General features: G+C 52.6%; 20 protein-coding genes. 5 read left to right on the top strand and 15 right to left on the bottom strand.

The window, feature by feature from the left end:
* Positions 1-322: 322 nt before the first annotated feature.
* Together G5574_RS01705 and G5574_RS01700 are read right to left on the bottom strand one after the other, a co-directional pair.
* A complete protein-coding gene (locus tag G5574_RS01705) occupies positions 323-1,219 on the bottom strand; it encodes an alpha/beta fold hydrolase (protein WP_164481918.1) in 897 nt (298 codons plus the stop codon).
* Positions 1,220-1,554: 335 nt separating this feature from the next.
* Positions 1,555-1,731, bottom strand: coding sequence for a hypothetical protein (locus tag G5574_RS01700; RefSeq protein WP_160289418.1), 177 nt, complete (start codon positions 1,729-1,731; stop codon positions 1,555-1,557).
* Between the two features lie 313 nt (positions 1,732-2,044).
* On the opposite strand from G5574_RS01700, the gene G5574_RS01695 reads away from it, so the two are divergent.
* Together G5574_RS01695 and G5574_RS01690 are read left to right on the top strand one after the other, a co-directional pair.
* The gene (locus G5574_RS01695) at positions 2,045-3,589 is read left to right on the top strand and encodes a methyl-accepting chemotaxis protein (RefSeq protein ID WP_058701927.1); all 1,545 of its coding nucleotides are present in this window, start codon (positions 2,045-2,047) and stop codon (positions 3,587-3,589) included.
* The gene (locus G5574_RS01690; RefSeq protein WP_235318765.1) at positions 3,582-3,923 is read left to right on the top strand and encodes a hypothetical protein; all 342 of its coding nucleotides are present in this window, start codon (positions 3,582-3,584) and stop codon (positions 3,921-3,923) included. The genes G5574_RS01695 and G5574_RS01690 overlap by 8 nt, the downstream gene beginning before the upstream one ends.
* A gap of 275 nt (positions 3,924-4,198) precedes the next feature.
* Here G5574_RS01690 and G5574_RS01685 read toward each other — a convergent pair whose 3' ends face one another.
* The 4 genes from G5574_RS01685 to G5574_RS01670 form a co-directional block, all read right to left on the bottom strand.
* Positions 4,199-4,438: an XRE family transcriptional regulator gene (locus tag G5574_RS01685; protein WP_033741417.1), complete on the bottom strand. Its 240-nt coding sequence runs from the start codon at positions 4,436-4,438 to the stop codon at positions 4,199-4,201.
* Between the two features lie 266 nt (positions 4,439-4,704).
* Positions 4,705-5,328, bottom strand: coding sequence for a DUF2268 domain-containing putative Zn-dependent protease (locus G5574_RS01680; RefSeq protein ID WP_280530489.1), 624 nt, complete (start codon positions 5,326-5,328; stop codon positions 4,705-4,707).
* Between the two features lie 639 nt (positions 5,329-5,967).
* Positions 5,968-6,459 (bottom strand): Hcp family type VI secretion system effector, encoded by a 492-nt coding sequence (locus tag G5574_RS01675; RefSeq protein ID WP_164481916.1) that lies wholly within the window; start codon positions 6,457-6,459, stop codon positions 5,968-5,970.
* 248 nt (positions 6,460-6,707) lie between these two features.
* Positions 6,708-7,229 carry a DUF2778 domain-containing protein gene (locus G5574_RS01670; protein WP_162285695.1) on the bottom strand — a complete coding sequence of 174 codons (522 nt, stop codon included), beginning with the start codon at positions 7,227-7,229 and terminating at the stop codon, positions 6,708-6,710.
* Between the two features lie 1,015 nt (positions 7,230-8,244).
* Between G5574_RS01670 and G5574_RS01665 the strand changes: the two genes are divergently transcribed.
* Positions 8,245-8,808 carry a DUF4142 domain-containing protein gene (locus G5574_RS01665; RefSeq protein WP_033741414.1) on the top strand — a complete coding sequence of 188 codons (564 nt, stop codon included), beginning with the start codon at positions 8,245-8,247 and terminating at the stop codon, positions 8,806-8,808.
* A gap of 97 nt (positions 8,809-8,905) precedes the next feature.
* Here G5574_RS01665 and G5574_RS01660 read toward each other — a convergent pair whose 3' ends face one another.
* The 8 genes from G5574_RS01660 to G5574_RS01630 all read right to left on the bottom strand — a co-directional run bounded on the left by G5574_RS01660 (position 8,906) and on the right by G5574_RS01630 (position 17,277).
* Positions 8,906-10,963 carry a putative bifunctional diguanylate cyclase/phosphodiesterase gene (locus tag G5574_RS01660; protein ID WP_164481915.1) on the bottom strand — a complete coding sequence of 686 codons (2,058 nt, stop codon included), beginning with the start codon at positions 10,961-10,963 and terminating at the stop codon, positions 8,906-8,908.
* Positions 10,964-11,186: 223 nt separating this feature from the next.
* Positions 11,187-12,851: a methyl-accepting chemotaxis protein gene (locus G5574_RS01655; RefSeq protein ID WP_033741411.1), complete on the bottom strand. Its 1,665-nt coding sequence runs from the start codon at positions 12,849-12,851 to the stop codon at positions 11,187-11,189.
* 287 nt (positions 12,852-13,138) lie between these two features.
* Positions 13,139-13,273 (bottom strand): hypothetical protein, encoded by a 135-nt coding sequence (locus G5574_RS23850; RefSeq protein ID WP_280530483.1) that lies wholly within the window; start codon positions 13,271-13,273, stop codon positions 13,139-13,141.
* 696 nt (positions 13,274-13,969) lie between these two features.
* Positions 13,970-14,164 (bottom strand): con-10 family general stress protein, encoded by a 195-nt coding sequence (locus tag G5574_RS01650; RefSeq protein WP_033741481.1) that lies wholly within the window; start codon positions 14,162-14,164, stop codon positions 13,970-13,972.
* 369 nt (positions 14,165-14,533) lie between these two features.
* The gene (locus tag G5574_RS01645) at positions 14,534-14,809 is read right to left on the bottom strand and encodes a hypothetical protein (protein WP_133745223.1); all 276 of its coding nucleotides are present in this window, start codon (positions 14,807-14,809) and stop codon (positions 14,534-14,536) included.
* Positions 14,810-14,959: 150 nt separating this feature from the next.
* A complete protein-coding gene (locus G5574_RS01640) occupies positions 14,960-15,160 on the bottom strand; it encodes a hypothetical protein (RefSeq protein ID WP_033741409.1) in 201 nt (66 codons plus the stop codon).
* 24 nt (positions 15,161-15,184) lie between these two features.
* On the bottom strand, positions 15,185-15,505 hold the full coding sequence (locus G5574_RS01635; RefSeq protein ID WP_164481914.1) for a hypothetical protein: 321 nt from the start codon (positions 15,503-15,505) through the stop codon (positions 15,185-15,187).
* Between the two features lie 227 nt (positions 15,506-15,732).
* Complete coding sequence (locus G5574_RS01630; protein ID WP_033741404.1) at positions 15,733-17,277, bottom strand: methyl-accepting chemotaxis protein; 1,545 nt, start codon at positions 17,275-17,277, stop codon at positions 15,733-15,735.
* A 250-nt stretch (positions 17,278-17,527) separates the two neighbouring features.
* Between G5574_RS01630 and G5574_RS01625 the strand changes: the two genes are divergently transcribed.
* Positions 17,528-18,022: a MarR family winged helix-turn-helix transcriptional regulator gene (locus G5574_RS01625; protein WP_033741402.1), complete on the top strand. Its 495-nt coding sequence runs from the start codon at positions 17,528-17,530 to the stop codon at positions 18,020-18,022.
* A gap of 167 nt (positions 18,023-18,189) precedes the next feature.
* Positions 18,190-18,534, top strand: a complete 345-nt coding sequence (gene iraP, locus G5574_RS01620; RefSeq protein WP_033741400.1) for an anti-adapter protein IraP — start codon at positions 18,190-18,192, stop codon at positions 18,532-18,534.
* A 76-nt stretch (positions 18,535-18,610) separates the two neighbouring features.
* Here iraP and G5574_RS01615 read toward each other — a convergent pair whose 3' ends face one another.
* Entirely contained in the window at positions 18,611-20,407 is a 1,797-nt protein-coding gene (locus G5574_RS01615) for a sensor domain-containing diguanylate cyclase (protein WP_164481913.1), read from the bottom strand.
* Positions 20,408-20,435: the final 28 nt, after the last annotated feature.

Here is a 20,435-nt window from a genome sequence, read left to right as displayed (position 1 = left end):
AAGGCGGTATTGAGTAATCGCGTAATAAGCATCGGACAAAATCAGGCACGTTATCGACGCGAAAAGAATTACATCATGTCTTAAACAGGTTTCTTTTTTGAAATAACAGCGCGTGTTTTGATGTTGCTCAGCGTCTTCATATACGCCATTGATGACGAAACACGGTCATATTTATCACTCTTCTCGTGGCGTTATCAGTCACTTCCTTAATAAAAAGAAAGTGACAGCGAATTCCCCGCTCCTCGTTACAGACAGGATCAGGGACTTCCGTAACAGAATTCCCCTTCTGCTTGCGCCAGGACGTTGTATGCAGGAGTCAGCATTAATGGGCATAATGTCCAAAAAACTGAATCAGTGCCCTGGCAGTCGCTTCAGGTTGCTCCTCCGGCTGAAAATGGCCGCAATCCGCCAGCCGCTGGCTGTGAATATCGTCCCCATACGCTTTCAGGGTGGCGGCCATATCCGCAATAGAGCCCTGATCGGCTGACAGCCCCAGTACCGGCATCGTCAGGCGTGTTTGCTGTGCAAGCGCAGCATTCTGTGCCGCTGACTGTGACAGGGCGCGGTAAAACGCCAGTCCTGCGCGCAATCCACCAGGGGCTTTGAGCAGGCGTTCATATTCGTTAATTTCCGTCTCGCCGTAACAACGTTGGTCGACCGCTTTCTCCCGAAAGAACCACTCCAGATAAATGCGCTCACGCCCCGTCAGTAAGGCTTCGGGAAGATCCGCAACGGCATTGAAGGCGAAGTGCCAGGTCTTCCAGGATTGACGGGAATCTGTGGGCAACGTATCCGGCAGCGATATGCCGGGTATACCGGCGTCCATCAGGGTCAGCGCCCGGATCTCCTCGCCGTAAAGCATCGCATAAGTAAAGGCGACCCAGGCACCGACGTCGTGTCCAGCCAGAAAATACCGGCCTAATGCTAACGATGCGACGAAGGCGTGCAGTCGGCTGGCAACCGTTTGAGTATCGTAGCCCGCAAGCGGTTTATCGGTATCGCCCTGGCCGGGTAAGTCGACGGCCACAATGCGAAAGTGCGCCATCAGACCGGGCATAACCTTTCGCCAGGCAAACCAGCTTTCAGGGAAACCGGCCAGCAATACCAGCGGAAAGCCATCCGGTCGGCCACCGGTGACATAATGAAAACGCAACCCTTCCACACGTGCAAAGCAGTGACGAAAACCGTCGGGCGCATCAGGGATCACAGAAGCAGACATAACCTGTTCCTCTTGTCATACGATCACTCGTCGGCAACCGACAGGTGCGTGAATGAAAACAAACCCGACGGACGGACTTGTGCCATTTTCTGGTGAACCAACCCGACCGGCAGTCGCCCGCACAATCGTGATAACCGCCCCGTTTTCGCACACAGCTTCCTGAGCGGCCTGTTCATTTCGTGTGACCTGAACACGTTCATTAACCCGGTCAGCAACGGACTCAACGTCGGGAAACGGCTCGGCAGTACGCTGTCAGGTCCGCAGAGTACGGGATCGAAGCCGGCTTCCAGTCGGAAGAACACCTCGTCGCGAGCGTTGGATGTACGCCAGTATTTTCAGCGTCCGGCCGATAGATCGGTATCGTGCGTAAGAATCGATGCTTTACCTACTCCTCGCATTCCCTGGTGAAGCGCCAGAAAGCTCTCTGCCGCAGCGGTTTCATTCGCCGTTGCCGCCACAGAGCCGTCCTGTTCGCCCGCTTCTGTCAGGGTCTGAAGTTTGGAAATGATCATTTCCTATATAAATCTGCAGCGGTTATCATGTCAAGCTCAATGCTTCACTTCATAACACGCTAGCTGAGATACCTGGCGACAACGCGAGGCGGGCTGAATACGAGCCGTAACAGGGATGTCAGGATGGCGCATTCCGCCGTTCCAAGGCCATCCCGTTATTCTGCCCCCTTATCTGAGGTCTGTTTAGGAACGGTATAACCAGGAAACATACGAAATTGTCAAGGCGAATTATAATTTAATCGCTTTGACAGGCATCATTAAATGTTGCCGGGGAAAGATACACAGCAAAATTCACTTTTATAACGAGAACAAAATGAAAATTTCAACCCGTCTGACTGCAGGTTTCGGTCTGCTTATCCTTCTGTTTATTATCTGCACAGGCACGGCGCTCAATGCCCTTCATAAAGCCCGGGCAAGCATGGATATCGTCGTGAATATCAAGATGAAAAAATATCAGCTTGCGCAGGATATGCTGGGGGAATTAAGGGAGATGGCTATTGATGTCAGAACGCTTGGCCTGCTTAGCGATCCGGTTGCTATGAAACCCGTCGCTGCGCAGATGGAAAAAAATAAAGCTGACTTCATTGCCAATCGTCAGGCGCTGGGCGATCTGTTGCAGATCGACTCGCTTCCGCCGGGTCGCGCGGCCTTTAAACGACTGACCGACACCGAGAGCGAGTTCTTCAGCATCTTCGCCAAAGCCAGTCAGCTTGGGCTGGCCAACCGTGATAAAGAATTTTTCGAGTGCCTGACAAAAGAGGTACAACCTGTCCAGGATAAGATGCTGAAAGATCTGCTGGTCGTCACTAACATTCAGCAGAAAACCAGTCTGGCCGAGGTGCAGCAAAACAGCGCGGCTACCGCCCGTGATACCCTTTTTCTTTTGCTGCTCGCCGGGGCTTCGGTGCTGGTGGGCGTGGGTGCCTGCGTCGTGGTGATCCGCATCCTCATGCGTCAACTGGGCGGTGAGCCCGCACAGGCCCAGGCACTGGCTGCGACCATTGCGGCTGGCGATCTGACCTCGCCTGTCGTGCTTCGTCGTAATGATACCACCAGCCTGCTGGCCTCGCTCGACAGTATGCAGGCGAACCTGCGCGGGCTGGTCTCGCAGATCAAGGATGCCTCGGCTTCCGTTTCTCTGGCGGCTGATGAGATTGACCAGGGTAATACCGAACTCTCATCCCGCACCGAGCAACAGGCAGCCGCCCTGCAGGAAACCGCCGCCAGCATGGAGCAACTCACCGCAACGGTGAAGAGCAACTCGGCGGGTGCGCAGCAGACAGCCGACGCGGCACGGGGGACGGCGCAACTGGCGCGCGAGGGGGAATCTGATATGCAACGCATGACACATACCATGCATGACATTTCGGTCAGCGCCACCAAAGTGCGTGATATTACCTCGGTGATCGAGAGCATCGCCTTTCAAACTAATATCCTGGCCCTCAATGCCGCAGTAGAAGCGGCTCGCGCGGGTGAGGAAGGGCGCGGTTTCGCGGTAGTTGCAGGCGAAGTACGCACGCTGGCACAGCGCAGCGCCACGGCCGCGCGGGATATTAAAATCCTGATTGAACAGGCCGTAACACAGGTAGAAAGCGGCGTGAACGTAGCCTCTTCCACCGGACAAAGCATTTTGAAAATTGTGGGAATGGTCGGCGAACTCGCGGAGGCGATGGATAACATCTCTCTGGCCTCTTCAGAGCAGATGCAGGGTATTTCGCAGATCAGCGTGGCGGTGAGCCAGATGGACGGTGTGACGCAGAGCAACGCCGCGCTGGTTGAAGAGTCTTCTACGGCCTCGCGTTCGCTTTCTGAACAGGCGCATGCCCTGCGCGGCATGGTGGAGGCGTTCCGTGTCTGAGCCCCATCCGCAGCCTGATGCGCCAGAGAACGATCCGCTTAACATCGCGAAGATAAGTGCGCTGAAGGCCGATATTGATGTCATTTTTATTCAGCTCAGGCACGGTGGCTACGCCAGTATGGACACCTTTGCCAATAACTGGGCGCATCTGATACGTCGGGTTCAGGACATAAAGCCCCTGCTGAGTCGGCCCGGCGTCACCGAAACGTTGCTGCGCACGGATGTGCGGCTGACGGCAGATCTGATGGCGATCAGTTATGCCGTAGAAATCATTGAAAATTTCATGGCCTGCGCCGCACAGCAGGCGAAAGACGGGAAAGACCGACAGGGATAAACGATGGCGCGGACGCTCAGGGGGGCCGCGCGATTGCCTTCAGCCTGCATGCAACAGAGCATGGCCCGCCGCGTTTTTCAGGCGGGATTTTTTTTACCTGAATCAGGTGCTGATTTCGGCTGTGAATCCCCTTTTCAACGGCACTTTCGTGTTGGTCGGGCGAAGAGCCTGTCAACTGAATATTCCTTCACGCCTTATGCTGACCCTACTCCGCCAGGCAGGCATTGTGATGCAGACGAGCCAGCCAGGCTTTTGGGGCTACGCAGCCCTGTTATTTAAGTTTCCCGACTGAGTTTATTAAGCTCAGACATCGCCTGACGAACCAGCCAGAAGCCAGGGGAATAAAACGCCCGACCGAGTTTTTCAGCCACGGCTGGCGTAACGGTCAGCGTGCCGCGCAGGAGGAACCGGGCCTCATGCATCTGCAGCCCGGAACGGCGGCAGAGCTGCTCTACGCTCATATTGTATTCGGCTAACAAAGACGCCAGAAAGCGTCCGACTGAATGCTCGTCCATAAAGCCTCACTTCTTCCATGGTTTCCCCCGAGCATAAAACACTCATCAGCCCTGTTCAATACGCATGCAATATCTTATTGGGATAAGCGAAACGCTAAACGAGGGCGCGTAAACGGGCAGATTCCCCTGCTCCGCAGGCTTCACACCGCCTGATAAAAAGCGGCAGGATTTAGCCGGATAAAGGCGTTTGCTTTATAAAGACGGGCTCATTGTGGCCCCGCCCCCTCAGCGGCAGAACACAGACCAATACATATGTCGGCGTTATGCTAAATAAAGACGCTGAACGCATCGGCTTTTGTATAGGCCAGCTGCGAAGCCCGACGTTCCGGCCTGGCAGCAAGATAGCTGGCCACCAGATTAAAACCCAGGGTATAGCCCAGCCAGCGCGGCATATCGCCGGCGCCATAAAACCATTTGCTGTGATCGTAATCGGTGCACAGCCAGTCCTGATGCAGTTGTGGAAGATAAGCGTGAATCAGTTCGGCGTTGATGCATTCCCACAGTTCAGGTTCTCCGCCAAAAAGCTCAAGCACGAAATGCCCGGCCAGCCCTTCAGAAACACACGCTTCGCCCAAGATGGTGCCATAGCCGGGACCTGCCCACCGCGCGGCATGATGAAGTTCATGCGCGAACATCCGTTCAAGCGATTGTGCCGCATTTTGGCATAATGCAGGATTGTCAGGATCAACCGTCACATACACGATCCCGGGTTCGGGGCAAAATCCGCTATGCCCTTTTTCCGGAACAACTCTGTTTCCCGTTTTAACCACCACATCCAGCGCCGGGAGAGACATAAGGCTATCCGCACGTCTGTGCGTCGCCGTCAGGCAGTTCTTAATCCAGTCACTGTGTGCGGTGAGTGTCTTTTGCGCATCCAGAAAGTGCAGCATCATGGGCGTATGAGTAGAGAAGTCCTCATCAAATGACTCATTGATTTACTCGTTTAAGTCTTTCAAGTGCTCAGGTTACCCCAAGTGAAACCGCTTTAAAGTCATATAAATCGATAAATTGTTAGGTCACTTGTGGCTCAGGACGGGATAGATTTTTTTACCTCCTTCCTGGGCTAAAAATTTCTTTAAGTGTTTAAACTTTCATATACAATCCCTATTTTATAATAAAAACACTATTTATTACCGCTCATAAAGCCATTTTCCAGCTCTTGTTGATTCTGAAAAAAATTTTGATGATTAAAAGCTTACAAGTTATTTCTATACCCTCCCGCTTTGCTTTAAACCACCGTGTTAGTAATGGAGTGTACTCGCATTGAAAATGACACAAAAATTTAACACTGGAAAAATCAACCTTTAAATTTTTTAAATTCACCTAAGGCTTCATACCGGTTGTCGCCGGGAATTTAGAATAGACAGGAATCAGGATCTCATGGAATTTCTTTCCAATGGTTGTCTTGATTTCCGGGAATTTCTTTTAGGAGGATTTCAGAACAATATATTCAACAGTGGCCATTAAAATAATCCCATTATTCCTGACATCCACTTTTTATTTCGCTAGAAAGCACCTCAGGGCTTTGTTTATGCTGTTGGTCGTTCGCTCCAGGCATCAGTATATTGAATATTGCCATCAACAATTCGCCAGGTGATTTTTTCATACTGTAAGCTGACACTTTCGACGTGGTTCATTTTATCGTTGCCAGCCAATTTAACATTTGGCACACCACAGTTAACACCAGTGATTTTCACATTTTCCATTAAAACTGTGTAGTAGCAAACTTCTTGTCCGGCGTTACTGATGTGGTAAAAACGGATTTCGGCACTTTTTAAAGTCTGTCCAGTAGCTGCTGCTTTATAAAGATAAGGTGTAGAGCTATCAACTTCCTTTTCAATCATCATAGATGAATGTTGACGAGTGCCAGTGATTTTACCGTTAGCATTGTCTACTGGAAGGTTGATTCCGTGGCTTAAGCCGATAATCTCTATACTACCGTCACGATCCTGAACATCAACAGAACCTTTAATGTCTGTACCACCATCATCTTTAAGCCACATATATGGAGGGATTGGCATATTATTTTCTCCTTATTTTTTTAATTAACTTCATTGTAACTAAATATATTAAGGTTGTCATAGAAAAAACTGTTATTACGGACACATAGAAATAAAGGTCATAGTAATTGTCTGCACCTATTTCTCCTGGTCCATAAATAAGATGACCAAGCCATGAATAGAACTTGTCACTAATCCAGTTTTCAGGCGCACCTAAGATGCGAGCGATAACCAGAGACAAAAGAATATAAAATATAACTTTCGCAATTCTACGGGCACGTGTTGTTATAGCCACCAGCTATTACCTCTACCCAGCCACGAGCCATAAGTGACCTCATACAGGGAACGTGTATTGGCGCGGTTCTTATAAGTGCATTTCTGATGAGTGAATAGTCTGAATTATGTGCAATTGTTATACAACCCTCAGAAATTTGACCTGGATGAAGCCTAAACAATCCACGATGAACACCATTAATCCAGGTTCCGTCATCAATGCCCCAGTCATCCTTGTAAAGGGCAAACCACTCATCACGACCAAACTCAGCACCATAGTAAAATTTGTTGTATAGATCTTGTGCCTTAGCTTTAACCCATGAGCCTGGCCCACCTGCTCCTCGCTCTACTATCCAGTATTTTCCCGGTGGCAATGGTCCATCATTCGGAATAGCGCCACATGCTCCTTTATTCCGGTAGACTCCTTTACCCGAGAAAGCCATAAAAACACCCACACCATACAGATTGAAAGGTGCATAATCTGCCCCGTTCAATATTAATTTTCCATGTAAGGCCATACTCCTTTCCTTAGGGTATTGTAAATCCTTACAAATAGTGTACCTATTGAGTAGTGGTGAGTAAATAACCAATATGTGTTTTTTTTGCTCTTTTAAGATTGAGTTACCTGCTTCTGTCAAACTGCTCTCATATTCCCCAAAATGTCTCCCACCAGTAAACCAGAACATACCTGTAAATTATTTTCTCCTTTATACAAAGGGTTAATTTCGTAGAAAAAATTACTGCTGGATCAGATAACACATTGTCTTACCCCCCAGCCCGTCAGGAAATGACACTATTCTGTCAGATCTTATTGTGCTGAAAAAACTGTCGCCCCGCGCCTGCATCGCGCACAGGGTGGATTTTCATTTGTGTGCCTGCCGCTGGCTTAATGGGCCTCGCTCACACCGGGTTTACGGTCACAACCAGAGGCGGAATTTGAATCTATTCTCCCTGTGCGGAAACGTGTTTTTGACGTTGATAAGCTGCCAGCCGGCTTTACATGCATCCTGAGTCTGGAGGACAGCAGCCTGTGTCTTTACTGTGGAAAGGTGCTGACTTTATCGCCTCTTTCCTTTACGACGTCAACGCGTAAGGAAAACAGGCTGACTCCTGGGAGTTTTATCGTTTCCCGTTAAGAACGGGCAGCACACAATCAGCATCACGTCCCGCTTACCGCGCTGCCGCGTTTAACGCTTTATGGCAAAAATGCAGCCGGCGAGAAAACATCACCGGGGCGTTTCTCAGCCAAAAAACTTTAATTAAATTTATATTAACCACTTCACCTTCCAGGCCGCCAGGATGTCACCATGCTGTACAAAGGGGGCTTAATCCAACGTCTCGCTTGGCTTAAATACACAACAAAAAGAAAAAAGATATCAGCTCCGCTTCTCTGCAACCGTCTAAAACATAAAAAAAATTGCTGGATAAATCCGAAACTCCACTATACTGACCAGTGCACTTGTTATCTCCCTACATGGCTGCATACAGAAAATTCCCTGTCGTCAGCCTCCCTGTAAGCTTCAGGAGAACGAAATGAAAAAGAGTAAGATGTTAACTGGCCTGCTGGCCGTTTCAGCTGCCGTCGCGATGTTCAGCAGCGTGAGCGTGCAGGCGCAGACGCCAACGAGCGCGGCGCAGAGCACCACAGCTGGACAAACAGGGACAAAGCTTAGTTCCGGTGACGAAAAAGCAATCAAAGACATGGCGCAGGCAAATATCAATGAAATCGCTGCCGCTAAAATCGCGCTGAGTAAGGCTGAAAGCAGCGAAACCAAAGCCTTCGCGCAGAAGATGATCGATGATCACACCAGTGCCTTGACCAAAGTGCAGACCGTCGCTCAGCAAAAAGGGGTTACGCTGCCGACCGCGCCTGATGCTAAACATAAAGCCATGGCCACTAAACTGGAAAAACAGAGCGGCAAGGCTTTTGACAAGATGTATATGGAAAATGCCGGCGTCAAAGACCACAAGATGGTGTTGTCGACGCTGGAAAGTGACGCGAAAAAGATAAAAGATCCCGATGTGAAGGCGCTGGCAGACGCCCATACTCCGGTTGTTGAGCAGCACCTGAAGTCCGCCCAGGACGCGTCAATGTAAGGCTCTGTGCCAGCAATTAACTAAACAGGTTGTCCGGTGAACCTTTGTCATGCCGCCCGGGCAACATCTTATTCAGCTTTTCAGGACGGTAATGCGTTTACGTCTGGATCCAGTACGGTCCCGGCCTGCCAAAAAGATACCCTTGCATTAGAGGACATTCATATGTCCTGAGCCAGGCCGCCTGTGCCAACGTTTCCACGCCCTCTGCAGTGACTTCCACGTTCAGTTGACGGCACAGTGAAAGAACAGCACTGACGATGGCTGCCACCCCGGCATCCTGGTGCAGATCGCTGATGAATGACCTGTCTATCTTTATTCTGCTGAAAAGCCCGGAACTGAGGTGGCTCAGTGAAGAAAACCCCGTGCCAAAATCATCCAGAACGACATTAATGCCTGTCTCCCGAAACTTCCGTATCACTTCGTAACTGAAATCCGGGTTGTCGAACAAGGCCGATTCGGTAATTTCCAGTTCGAGCCTGTTGGGATGTAGCCCGCTATGGATGAGAACGTTTTTCACTCTGTCAGACAGTTGCGGGTCCCTGAACTGTCGGGGGGAAATGTTTACGGCTATCCGCTCCTGTCCTGACCAGCCCGCCATATCCGTACAGGCGCGCGCAAGCGCGAAGGCACCGATATCATGGATAAGTCCGGTTTTTTCAGCAAGAGGAATGAAAATATCTGGCGGCACACTTCCTCTCACAGGATGATGCCAGCGCAGCAGGGCTTCATAAGCCACAATCTCTTCACTGACGCTGCAGACAACAGGCTGATAAAAAAGCTGTAGCTCACCGTTTTCCAGTGCCCCACGCAGGTCGTTTTCCAGGCTGAAGCGCTCTGCTGCAGAGCGGGCAAGCTCATCGGTAAAGATGACCCAGCCGTTACGTCCGGCTGACTTGGCCGCATACAGGGCAATATCCGCCGCCGATAACATACTTTCAGCATCCCGCGCATAGCCGGGAAAGAGGCAGACGCCGAAGCTGCAACCCGACGTGACTTTCCGGCCCTTCAGCATGAACGGCTCCTGCAATACGGCCGTAAGGCGTGATGCCGTTTCGCTGGCTTCAGAGGCTGAGCTGATGCCTGGCAGGACGGCAACAAACTCGTCGCCGCCTGTACGGGCCAGTATATCTTCAGGGCGCAGGACGGATTGCAGCCGGGCGGAAACCTCAATAAGCAGTGCATCTCCGGTAGGATGTCCCAGCACGTCATTGATACTTTTGAAACGATCGATGTCGGACACCATGACGGCAAAGGGGCTGTCACCGCTAAGAAGCGTCTCCAGTTCGGGCATCAGGCCCCGCCGGTTGAGGAGCCCTGTCAGTGGGTCATGAAGGGCGAGGTGATTCGCCCTTGCCGCAGCCTGAAACTCCGCGGTGACGTCCAGGATGGTATACAGGAGATAGTCTTCTCCCCCGCCCGAATTAAGCCTTTCAGCCGTGATGCGGAGTGAAAAGGCCGGCTCTGTCGCCGTTGACGAGACCGTTTCGCTGAAACCTTCATCGGGAAGAAGCGTAAAGGCTTGCCTGAACACACCCGCCAGATCGTCTGGCAGATCCGCGTGAAGCGAGGTTTGCGTATTACCGCTCAGCACCAGTTCCTGCAAACAGGGCAAATTTCTGGCAGTCGGGTTGGCGCGTATAATGTCGCCGGATTTTGCGTCACACAGGATAAGCGCACAGGGCGTGTGACAGAAAACCGCGTCAAGCACCTTATTGGTGTCTGACAACTCCGTTTCTCTTTTCAGGATAACCTGTTGAGCGATGCGTAATGCCGCCCTTTCCTGATAATCATGCGTGACGTCGCGCACGATTTTAATAAATGCCGCATGTTCCTGATCGGAGGGATTAAGGAATTCAATTTCTACGGATGCACGAAATGCGCTGCCGTTTTTCCGCAGGCGCCAGCCTTCGCCTGTAAACTTGCCATGCTCGCGGGCCTCTCTCAGGTTTGCCTCAGGTATGTTCCTGGCCTGTTCATCTTCATCATAAAAAACCGAAATATGTTGCCCTCTGATATCACGGCTGTCCCAGCCCTTAATCTCGCGGCACCCCAGATTCCAGCTCATGACTTCTCCGGTTGAAGACAGCAGGTATATTGCGCAAAGAGACGTTCTGGCCACGGCGGCCCCCAGTTGGTCATTGGTTACGGATTTCATGCGGCTGTCCTTGAAAAGTTCACCGACCTGTTCGGAGATGATCCTGCTTTACAGATGAGTATCGGCGCCGGTGGCCTAAAACAGTGACACAATTTTGTAAAAATTTAGTCAGAGAAAAAAGAGCGACAGGTATTTCTACCTGTCACAAAATAATGCATGCAAGACGGTCGCAACGTTATCCGCTTCTGGCTCAAATCAGCCCCCTCAAATCCGGGGGGCGGTTTCAGAATGTTGTCCAGTTTTCTTCCGCATCTTTCCCGGCTGGTCGGCTGGAGTGAGGCGTTGTCGTTGAGGCGGAAACCGTGACCGGCGCTTCAACCAGTGCGGTTTGAGCGACGGGCGATAACGGCTCTGACAGCGTAAAAACAGAGACGGACTGCAGCAATATATCGGCCTGTTCGCGCAGACTTGCTGCCGCTGAAGCGGACTCTTCCACCAGGGAAGCATTCTGCTGCGTCACATCATCAATTTCCGTCACGGCAATGCTGACCTGTTCAATTCCGCGAGCCTGTTCTGCGGTGGCGGCGGTGATTTCCTCCACCCTGTCAGTCAGTTGACCGACCGACGAAACCACGGCAGACATGGTGTCAGCAGAACGCGCCACCAGTGAAGTCCCTTCGCTGACGCGCTGTGCGTTGGCTTCGATGAGCTGACGAATCTCCCCTGCCGCTGTTGCACTGCGTTGCGCCAGCGAACGGACCTCACCAGCCACCACGGCAAAGCCACGCCCCTGCTCGCCTGCCCGCGCGGCTTCGACAGCGGCATTAAGCGCCAGAATATTGGTCTGGAAAGCAATGCTGTCAATCACTGACGTGATATCCGCAATGCGTCCTGAGCTCTCACCAATTCCCTTCATGGTACCGGTGATATCTGTGGTGATGTCATTACCCTGGCGGGCAACGTCACGCACCGTTACCGCCAGCATCGCGGCCTGGCTGGCATTGTCTGCGTTATTCCTGACCGTGACGCCCAGTTCACCCATTGTGGCGGCGGTCTGTTCCAGCGCGCTGGCCTGTTCTTCAGTGCGCTGTGACAGATCGGTGTTTCCCTGAGCTATCTGCAGGCTCGCGGCGGCAACACTCTCCGCGTTCGCCCGGACAGCGCTGACGGTTTGTACCAGTGAATGCTGCATCCCACGAATCGCTATAAGGAGTTTTCCGGTTTCGTCACGTCCTTTGACCGGCACTTCTGCAGTCAGGTCGCCGTCAGCAATGCGCTCTGCGGCCTGCAGCGCGATGTTTACGGGCCTGACAATGCTGCGGGTAATAAACCAGGCCAGGGTTGCTGCCAGCACAATAGCCGCCACGCTGAGGGAGACAAGAACAACCTGAGCGCTGCGCTGCTCTGCCGCTGCTTTGGCACCGGCGGTCTTCATCTGCTGGCCCTGAAAGGTCGCAAGGTCTGTGATAGCCTTTGTGTATTCGTCCTGCGCCTCATAAGCGGGTCCGGTGAGCAGCCGCGTTACCTCATCCCGCTTACCTTCCATGCCCAGTTTTACCGCCTGTTCAGAGTAGGCAAGATACTGCGTACCGGCCCGTTTCATCACGGCGATGAGCTCACGGCTTCTGGGCGCATGAAGTATCTGATCGACTTTATTAAAAGCCGTTTCAAGCCGGGCGCGGGACTGCTCATAGTTTTGTTTCAGTCTTTCTTTTTGAGCCGGGTCATCGACCAGTGCGATACTGCGGACCATACGACTCATATCCGTAACGTAAAAGCGCAGGTTACTGGCAGCGGTCGCTTTATCAAAACGATCGCCAGCCAGTTTATCCACGGTGTCGCCCAGGGAGTCGATACGAATTAAACCGGCCAGCGCAATACCGATAAGAAGAAGCAGAATAAAGCCAAAAGCGGCACCCAGTCGAATGCCGATGCGTATGTTGTTCATTACCTTTCCTCGGTTAAAATATGAAAATTAAAATTATTCAGAACCAGGATTCAGACCTGACGAGCCTAATCCCGTGCGCGCGTTTTACCCCTCTCTTTCAGCAAACAGCGATCAGGATGATTAAGCTGTTCGGGAACAAGCTGCGCACAATTTATAATCAGGTGCCGTTTTAACACCCTGTTTAACGGGACTGGCCGCACAGAGAAATACGTGTTTGTGGCCTCCTCATGACGTAAGCACGTGAGGAACGGCATCAGACGGCATCGCAGGCTGTCCCTCCGCATTGATTAACGCAGTCGTGGCAGCATGGCCTGCGCCAGCACAGAAGACAGGCGCGCAATCGCCCTGCGCAGTGAAGACGGTGAAAGCGTGAGGTTAGTCTGGGTAACCCATGACAGCCTGGTTATGTGGCTAACGGTCATGTTAAATCCTTCTGGTAAAAGCGCGTTTATCCCGTTTTAAAGTTATCGTCACTGTAGTTACTTTCTTTAACTGTGACATACATCAATTATTTTAAAGCGTTATTACACGCATCTTAATTCGCTCTTAATGTACGGCGAGGGAGAGAAACACAGCCAGGCCGAGCGCGTAACGGTTCCGCTACGCGCAAAAAGCGGCCGTTCGCGCCAGCCTCCGTCAGGCGCAGAGTTCTGACCATGACGTAAAGCCGGACCATTCGGACGCTGACGGATAACAAAAGCGTGATGACCGGGGGCGGGATGGAATATCAATGCGGAAGTTTTTTGCCGTTTACGCTTGCAGGGAAGTGCCTGTAGGACCAGGCTGATTGAGGCTATCCCTCTAAGGAAAGATCTTGTTGCATGGAAGATGACTTAACCGCCTACGGGCGGTTTTTTTTATCCCGATAAAACAGAGAAGAATCAACATTATCAGGGGTGATGAGCCGTTCAGGCGCTTTTCGCGTATCCTCACTGAAAATCATGAGCCCGCCCTGAAGAACAGGGCCAACAGCGTATAAAACTTGTTAACGAGACGGCCCGGCAGGCTTACCGGGCCACTGATTTACAGCCCTTTCGTCTTGTTAATCCAGTACTGCTAAGGTCCTCTTTAAAACAGGCGGGGAAAGCCGCAAGCCCGCAAGTCGCAAAGGCGGCCCCTTAACCAGGCCGGGAAGCGGTTTCCTGTGCGCTGCCCCGGCGGCTTGCCTTACCCCCTTTTCGTCCGGCCTCAACCGCTCTTTCCGGGTTATTTTTAAAATTACCGCTACTGGCGGCTCCGCCTTTCCTTCCGGCTTCCGCCGCGCGCTGGGGATTTTCCGCGAAATTTCCCGCGCCACCACGTCTGTTGCTCATATCTGTTACCTTTTGATTGTGTAAAATGTTGATGAGGATATAAGCATGGCTGTAATTTTGAATAAAAACATGAATAAACATAGATTTACGTCGGAAGAATAAAGGGTTTTAGATTCACCGCTTCGCTTTCTACAGTTTTTTTATCTATTTAAAACAGCGTTAACAAAATAAAATTTGTACACCATGATTGGGTCGTGTACAGTTTCCACACCCGGTCTTTTAAGAAGATTCTTACCACCATCCCGAACAGGTTTGCTGCTTGTCTTCTTCTTTACGAGACAGCGCTTGCAGGAGTCAGCCTGCGGGACCTGACGCAGCGTATGCTTATTAACGATGCTGGCTCCCGGGCGGACAAGGCATGTTCTGATTTTACAGTTTCGGGTGGCCGGGACTACACTCGAAAAACATACAAAAATGATGCTTTAGCGCAATACCGCTTGTCCGCCGCAACGGACTTTTACTGCCAGCAACAAGAAGGTTGATATGTTCAGGAGTGAAGAAGAAAAGGTAAACATTGTTATCGGCGAAGCCCTGCTGACGCTGCTTGAAGATGATGCAGACATAAGTTCTGAGGCGCTGCGCGTGCAGCTGAACAGGATGCTCGAAACGGAAACTGATGATGCCCGGCGTCAGCTTATCGATCACGCTTTGCGCCAGACCCGCAGACTTTTAAGCGGCGCAGCCAGTGAAGACAGCAATTTTTTCGGAGAAAGACATCTCCAGTTATGGGCGGGAAACGGCCACTAACTTCCTGACAGCATCGGCTGATACACGTGGCAGAGCGTGTCGCAGAGGTCAGTGAACTCTGCGTTTCATCATCAGCACGGCCTTCTCACAGCCTGCCCGCACCCGCCAGTCTCCGGTTTCCTGCCCCAGGCGGTGTAGCGCGCAGATAATCTCTTCTTTCTTTACACTGGCTTTTTCGCTAAGCAACTGCGAGATAACTTTACCCGCCAGTTCAAGCGCTTTTTCTTCGGTATCTTCTCTGGACCCCATGAAGCCTTCGTAAAGCAAACGTTCTTACAGTATAGCATCCTGACCGAAGCGGCCCGGCCGCGCCTGCTGGACCGCTTCCTGCAGGACGCAAAAAACTGCCCCGTTAACAGGATGATTTCCGTTTTCGATGGCCGTCCGGCCCCTTCCCGCCGGCAACGTATTCATCACCGCAACCGAACCCAGCGGCAAGCAAAACGTCCCCATGGAGAAGGCGATCTGTCGCGCCTGAACAGGCTCTGAGGCGGGGTTCAGATGAAGCAGATAATAAGAAACGTTGAAGTCGTGATTGACGGGAAGCTGCCCAATCACGTTATGGCCTGTCATACAGCATAAAATATTGTTCACCCTCGCAGTCGCACATCCTGACCGCAGGCAGCCCCTCTGCCCGGCGCCGCTCGTTAACACAGCACTGGGATGGGCCGGGCTTAACGCCCGGCCCATATGACGCAGTTTGCTGGCGAAAGCGGAAGTGAATGGGTTATTCCCCACCTCCGCTGATTCTCCCTGACCTCCCACGCCGTCATTCAGAGGGATACATCTGAGCCGTTACGCGGCGTCTGATTTACCGGGTGTCATACCTTAAAGGTTTCTACCATCGTGCGCAGGGCATGCGCCTGCTCAGAAAGCGACTGTGAGGCGGAGGAGGATTCCTCCACCAGCGCCGCGTTGTTTTGCGTCACACCGTCCATCTGGCTGACGGCGATACTTACCTGCGAGATGCCCTGCATCTGTTCAGATGATGCCAGGGAAAGCTCGTCCATGGATTCAGCCAGTTCGCCGACCATGCCGACGATTTTCAGGATGCTTTGACCGGTTGAGGAGGCCACCGTGACGCCGCTCTCCACCTGCGTAACGGCCTGCTCGATCAGCGTTTTAATGTCTTTTGCGGCCGTGGCGCTGCGCTGTGCGAGCGTTCTGACTTCACCCGCCACCACGGCGAACCCGCGTCCGTCCTCGCCTGCCCGCGCCGCTTCGACAGCGGCGTTCAGGGCAAGGATGTTGGTCTGGAACGCGATGCTCTCAATGACGGAGGTGATGTCACGCACTTTGGTGGCGCTGACGGAGATGTCGTGCATCGTGTCTGACATACGCTTCACATCCGTTTCGCCGCTGCGGGCCAGCTGCGCGGTCTCACGGGCGGACTCGGCTGTCTGCCGGGCACCCGCCGCGTTACTTTTCACAGTGGCGGAAAGCTGCTCCATGCTGGCCGCGGTTTCCTGCAGCGCCGCGGCCTGTTGCTCGGTGCGGGATGACAGTTCCGTATTGCCTTGTGATATCTCATCGGCGGCCAGCGCAACGGAGGCGGACGAATCCTTAATTTTTGACACCAGACCACGCAGGTTCGCCTGCATCCCATCCAGTGAGGCCAGCAGGCTGGTTGTGTCGTTGCGGCGCAGCACGACCGGTCCCGTCAGGTCTCCGGCGGCGATGGCGGCGGCGAGCGCCTGAGCCTGAGCTGGTTCGCCACCCAGCTGGCGCATCAGGCTGCGGCTGACAATCATGCAGCCCGCTACGGCAGTCAGCACTGACAGCAGGGTCAGCACGATCAGCATTGCTCTTGTACGGGAAACGGTCTCGCTGGTCTCGCCAACCGTAAGAACGGTCTGCGCCTTCTGAATCTCTGTCAGTTGGTTGAGCAGTTTCAGAAGCTTTTGCTGAGCCGGTCGCGCAGTCTTCATCAGGTAGACAGTCGCGTCCTGCTGACGGTTTTCCAGCCCCATTTTGGCCGCCGTCATCAGGGTTTGCATAGCGTCATCTTCAGCTGCCAGTATTTCATCCAGCACGGTTTTACCCTGTGCACTGACGCTGTGTGTCATGCTTTCAACCAGTTGCTCCCGCTCGTGGATATATTTTTCCCGCTGTGTCGTCATACGGTCCCATTCGGGCCTGGATTCCTTCTCATCCGTCAGCAACGCCAGATTGCGTGCGGCGATGGCCATATCACGGATATCACCACGCATATCCAGAACGATCGCAAACCGTTTCATTTTGTTGTTTATCGCGTCATTCATGCCGCGCTGTGCATCGGTCAGCGCATGTAACGCAGTGCCCGTACAGATAATTAAAAGCAGAACAAGTAAACCAAAGCCTGTAGCAAGACGCGTCGAAACCTTCATTATATTTTCCCGAATGTTATGTCACTGTCAGGTTCTATCGGCCGCAGACGCGTCAACTGCACAGACTTTACAAAATAAATTGAACACAACTTAATTGACGTCGATATGATTGCCGTCACGTTCAGTTTGGCCGCGGTTTAAAGCATCCATGATGTGTCCGTGATATCTTGTGTTTCCGGCTTCCTGACGTCTGTCGCATCGCACGATTCACCGAACGCTTGCCGGCTTCCCCCTTATCTGGAGCCCCGGCATGAAAGAGATTAATGACGCCAGCGCGAGTAAAGACACCCAACCTCAGTGTCTGGAGGAGTTTCTCTGCTTTGCGCTTTACTCGGCCTCGCTGGCTATGACAAAGCTTTATCAGCCTCACCTGAAACCGCTGGGGCTGACCTATCCACAGTATCTGGCGCTGCTGGTCTTGTGGGAAAAGGATGGCATCACGGTCTCTGAGGTAGGTCAGCGCGTGCAACTGGACTCCGGCACGCTCAGCCATCTCCTCAAGCGACTTGAGCAGGCAGGCTTTATCAGTCGCCTGCGCGATACCGGTCATGATGAACGCAGAGTGATTATTCGCCTGACTGAAGCAGGCCGTGAACTTGAAAGGCGGGCCACAGGCGTACCTGCAGCGATGATTTGTGAAATGGGCATCCCGTTTGAAACCCTGGCCAGCCTGCGCGACGGGATAAGACAGGTTCAGGAAAAAATTATCCAGGCATTGCCGGAACAGCGGAACCCTGACGCCTGATGTTTTGTCATTATCTCAGACGGGATGACAGGCTGGGGCTGGCGGCAGAGTACCCCATCTTATTCACTGAAGCACAATGGCACTGATTATGGCCAACCGGACAGACCGGTTTTAATTTGAGAGCAACTTGCTGACCGATTTCTTTTGAAAGTTTAAGAGGGACGATAATGAAAAACGTTGTACTTAGCATGCTGGCTAAAATATCGCATATCGACGCAGGGATGAAGCAGTTAACAGCCCGTGTTGAGGCGCAGTCTCTGCTCATCAGCGCACTTGTGCTGGCGGTGAGTAAAGAAGGCGGTGTGACTGAAATGATTGAAAGTGCTAACAAAGCCATTAACACCGTCATCGACTCTGCTGAATGCGATGATCTGCTGAAGTCTGACGCCGCGCTCCTGCTCAGTGAATTTCAGAGCCTGCTCACCATTTCGAGGGCTGTCGATGGCGCGGATGACGAAATTAATCATGAAGGAATGACTAAACTTAAAGGATTATCCCCCTCTGTGGAATAAGCCGGCTTGGTTAAGCGCCAGGCCACACCTTACCGCCCGTCATCCTTTACCCAACGGGCCAGCAACCGGACGTTATTTACGTTGCGTGGCCCAGCTGAACGTATTTAAAGGTGGAGAGCCAGCTTTTTAGTGCCTGCGGAAGCAAGGGATGAGAAATGTAAAAACCCTGTGCCTGATCGCATCCCCATGAAGCGAGCATATCCAGAGCCTCTGGTATTTCAACGCCTTCAGCCACAACAACATAGTTCAGAGATTTCAGCATACCTATCACGCTCGATGCGATAATGCGGCTTGCTTCATTCGAGGTCAAATCGGCTATCAGCGCCCTGTCAAGCTTGATAACGTCCACCGGCATCCTGCGCAGATAACCAATATTACTGTAACCGGCACCAAAATCGTCCAGCGAAAGACGATATCCTCGTTGTCTTAACTGCGCCATCATTGCCAGGGCGGCAGGATTTTCCGTGGCCAGCTCCGTTTCAAGACATTCGAACTCCAGCAGAGCGGGTGGCAGTTGGGCCTGCGCCATCTTCGCGTCAAGGTGGTCAATAAAGCCACTTCGTGCAAGGTCGCTGACACTGACGTTAACGGATACCGGCAGACTGATGCCCTCGGATAACCAGACGCGCAGCTGATGGATCACCTCCGTGATCACCCAGTCAGTGATATCGCTCATCAGACTGGTTAACTGCGCTGCGGGCAGAAATTCGGCGGGCGAAAGCTCGCCCCGCTCGGGATGACACCAGCGTATCAGCGCCTCAAACCCCGTCGGTTGTACATCAGATAAGGAAAGCCGGGGCTGATAAACCAGATACAGCCCGCCTGTACCGGTTTTAAGGGCTGCCGACAGATCGTTCATCAACATGAAATCGCCATTGCGCCTGCTGTCACTCACCTCACTAAACGAACGAGCGCCACCATTGATGCTGATGGCTTCGTGAAGTGCGCTGACCGCGCGCCGCAGGGCTTCCTGGGCCGGTAGCGCCGCTGGCGTAAAGCAGACATCGCCCGCGTACAATGTCAGGTCCATAGCAAGACCTTCGGGCGCGAGAGGCCGCACGTCGCGCATTGCTTCAAGAACAGCATCGGCCGAAAACGGCTCATCTGAGCGGGACAGGAAGGCAAAGCGCCCAGTGGCTACCGTGTAAAAAATTTTTTCAGGCCCCAGCGCCAGCTTGTTTTGCAACAGACGCCCGCTGTCCCGCAGGAGCGCTTCCACTGGCGGCATGCCCAGTGCCCGGGCCAGTTCATAGGCTCGGGGCATATCAATGCAGTCGATAACGGTGAGCCTGAGGACGTCGGAATGCCCCGCATCAGACAGTTGATCCAGATGGCGGATGAGTTGCTGACGGTTAGGCAAGCCTGTTACCGCATCCGTTAATCCCGCGACCTGCCAGGCCTTCAGAAAGACCGTCACCATCGCGGCAAGTCGGCTGAGCAACCTGACCTTTTCAGCCGGAAAGGCGTGTGGCTGACTGTCTGTGACGCATAGCGTCCCCATAACCTTTCCTTGTGCGTTGATCAACGGCACGCCCGCGTAGAAGCGGAGGTAAGGCTCCCCCGTGACAAGCGGATTCGTGGCGAAACGTGCGTCCAGTAAGGTATCTGGCACAATGACCGGAATCGCGCTCTCCACGACGAAGCGGCAGAATGCATCCTTGCGATCAGTCTGACACAGCGTCGTGTTGTACTTTGCGCGAAACGTCTGATGCTGCTCATCAAGAACGGATATAAAGCTGGTCGGTATGCCCAGCAACGTGCTGGTCAGGGCGGCGAAGTGGTTGAGTACCTCATCACGCTCCTGATCGGGCAATCGCAGAATGTCTGCGGAGCGTGGCGAAGACTGCGCTCCGTGACGAATGTTTATCAACATGGCGTATCCTTTCCCTGAAAGGCAAAAG

The sequence above is a fragment of the Pantoea stewartii genome, from assembly GCF_011044475.1.
GTDB lineage: Bacteria > Pseudomonadota > Gammaproteobacteria > Enterobacterales > Enterobacteriaceae > Pantoea > Pantoea stewartii.
The sequence above is the reverse complement of the archived record's forward strand: the minus strand, read 5'-3'. Positions and strand labels throughout refer to the sequence as shown.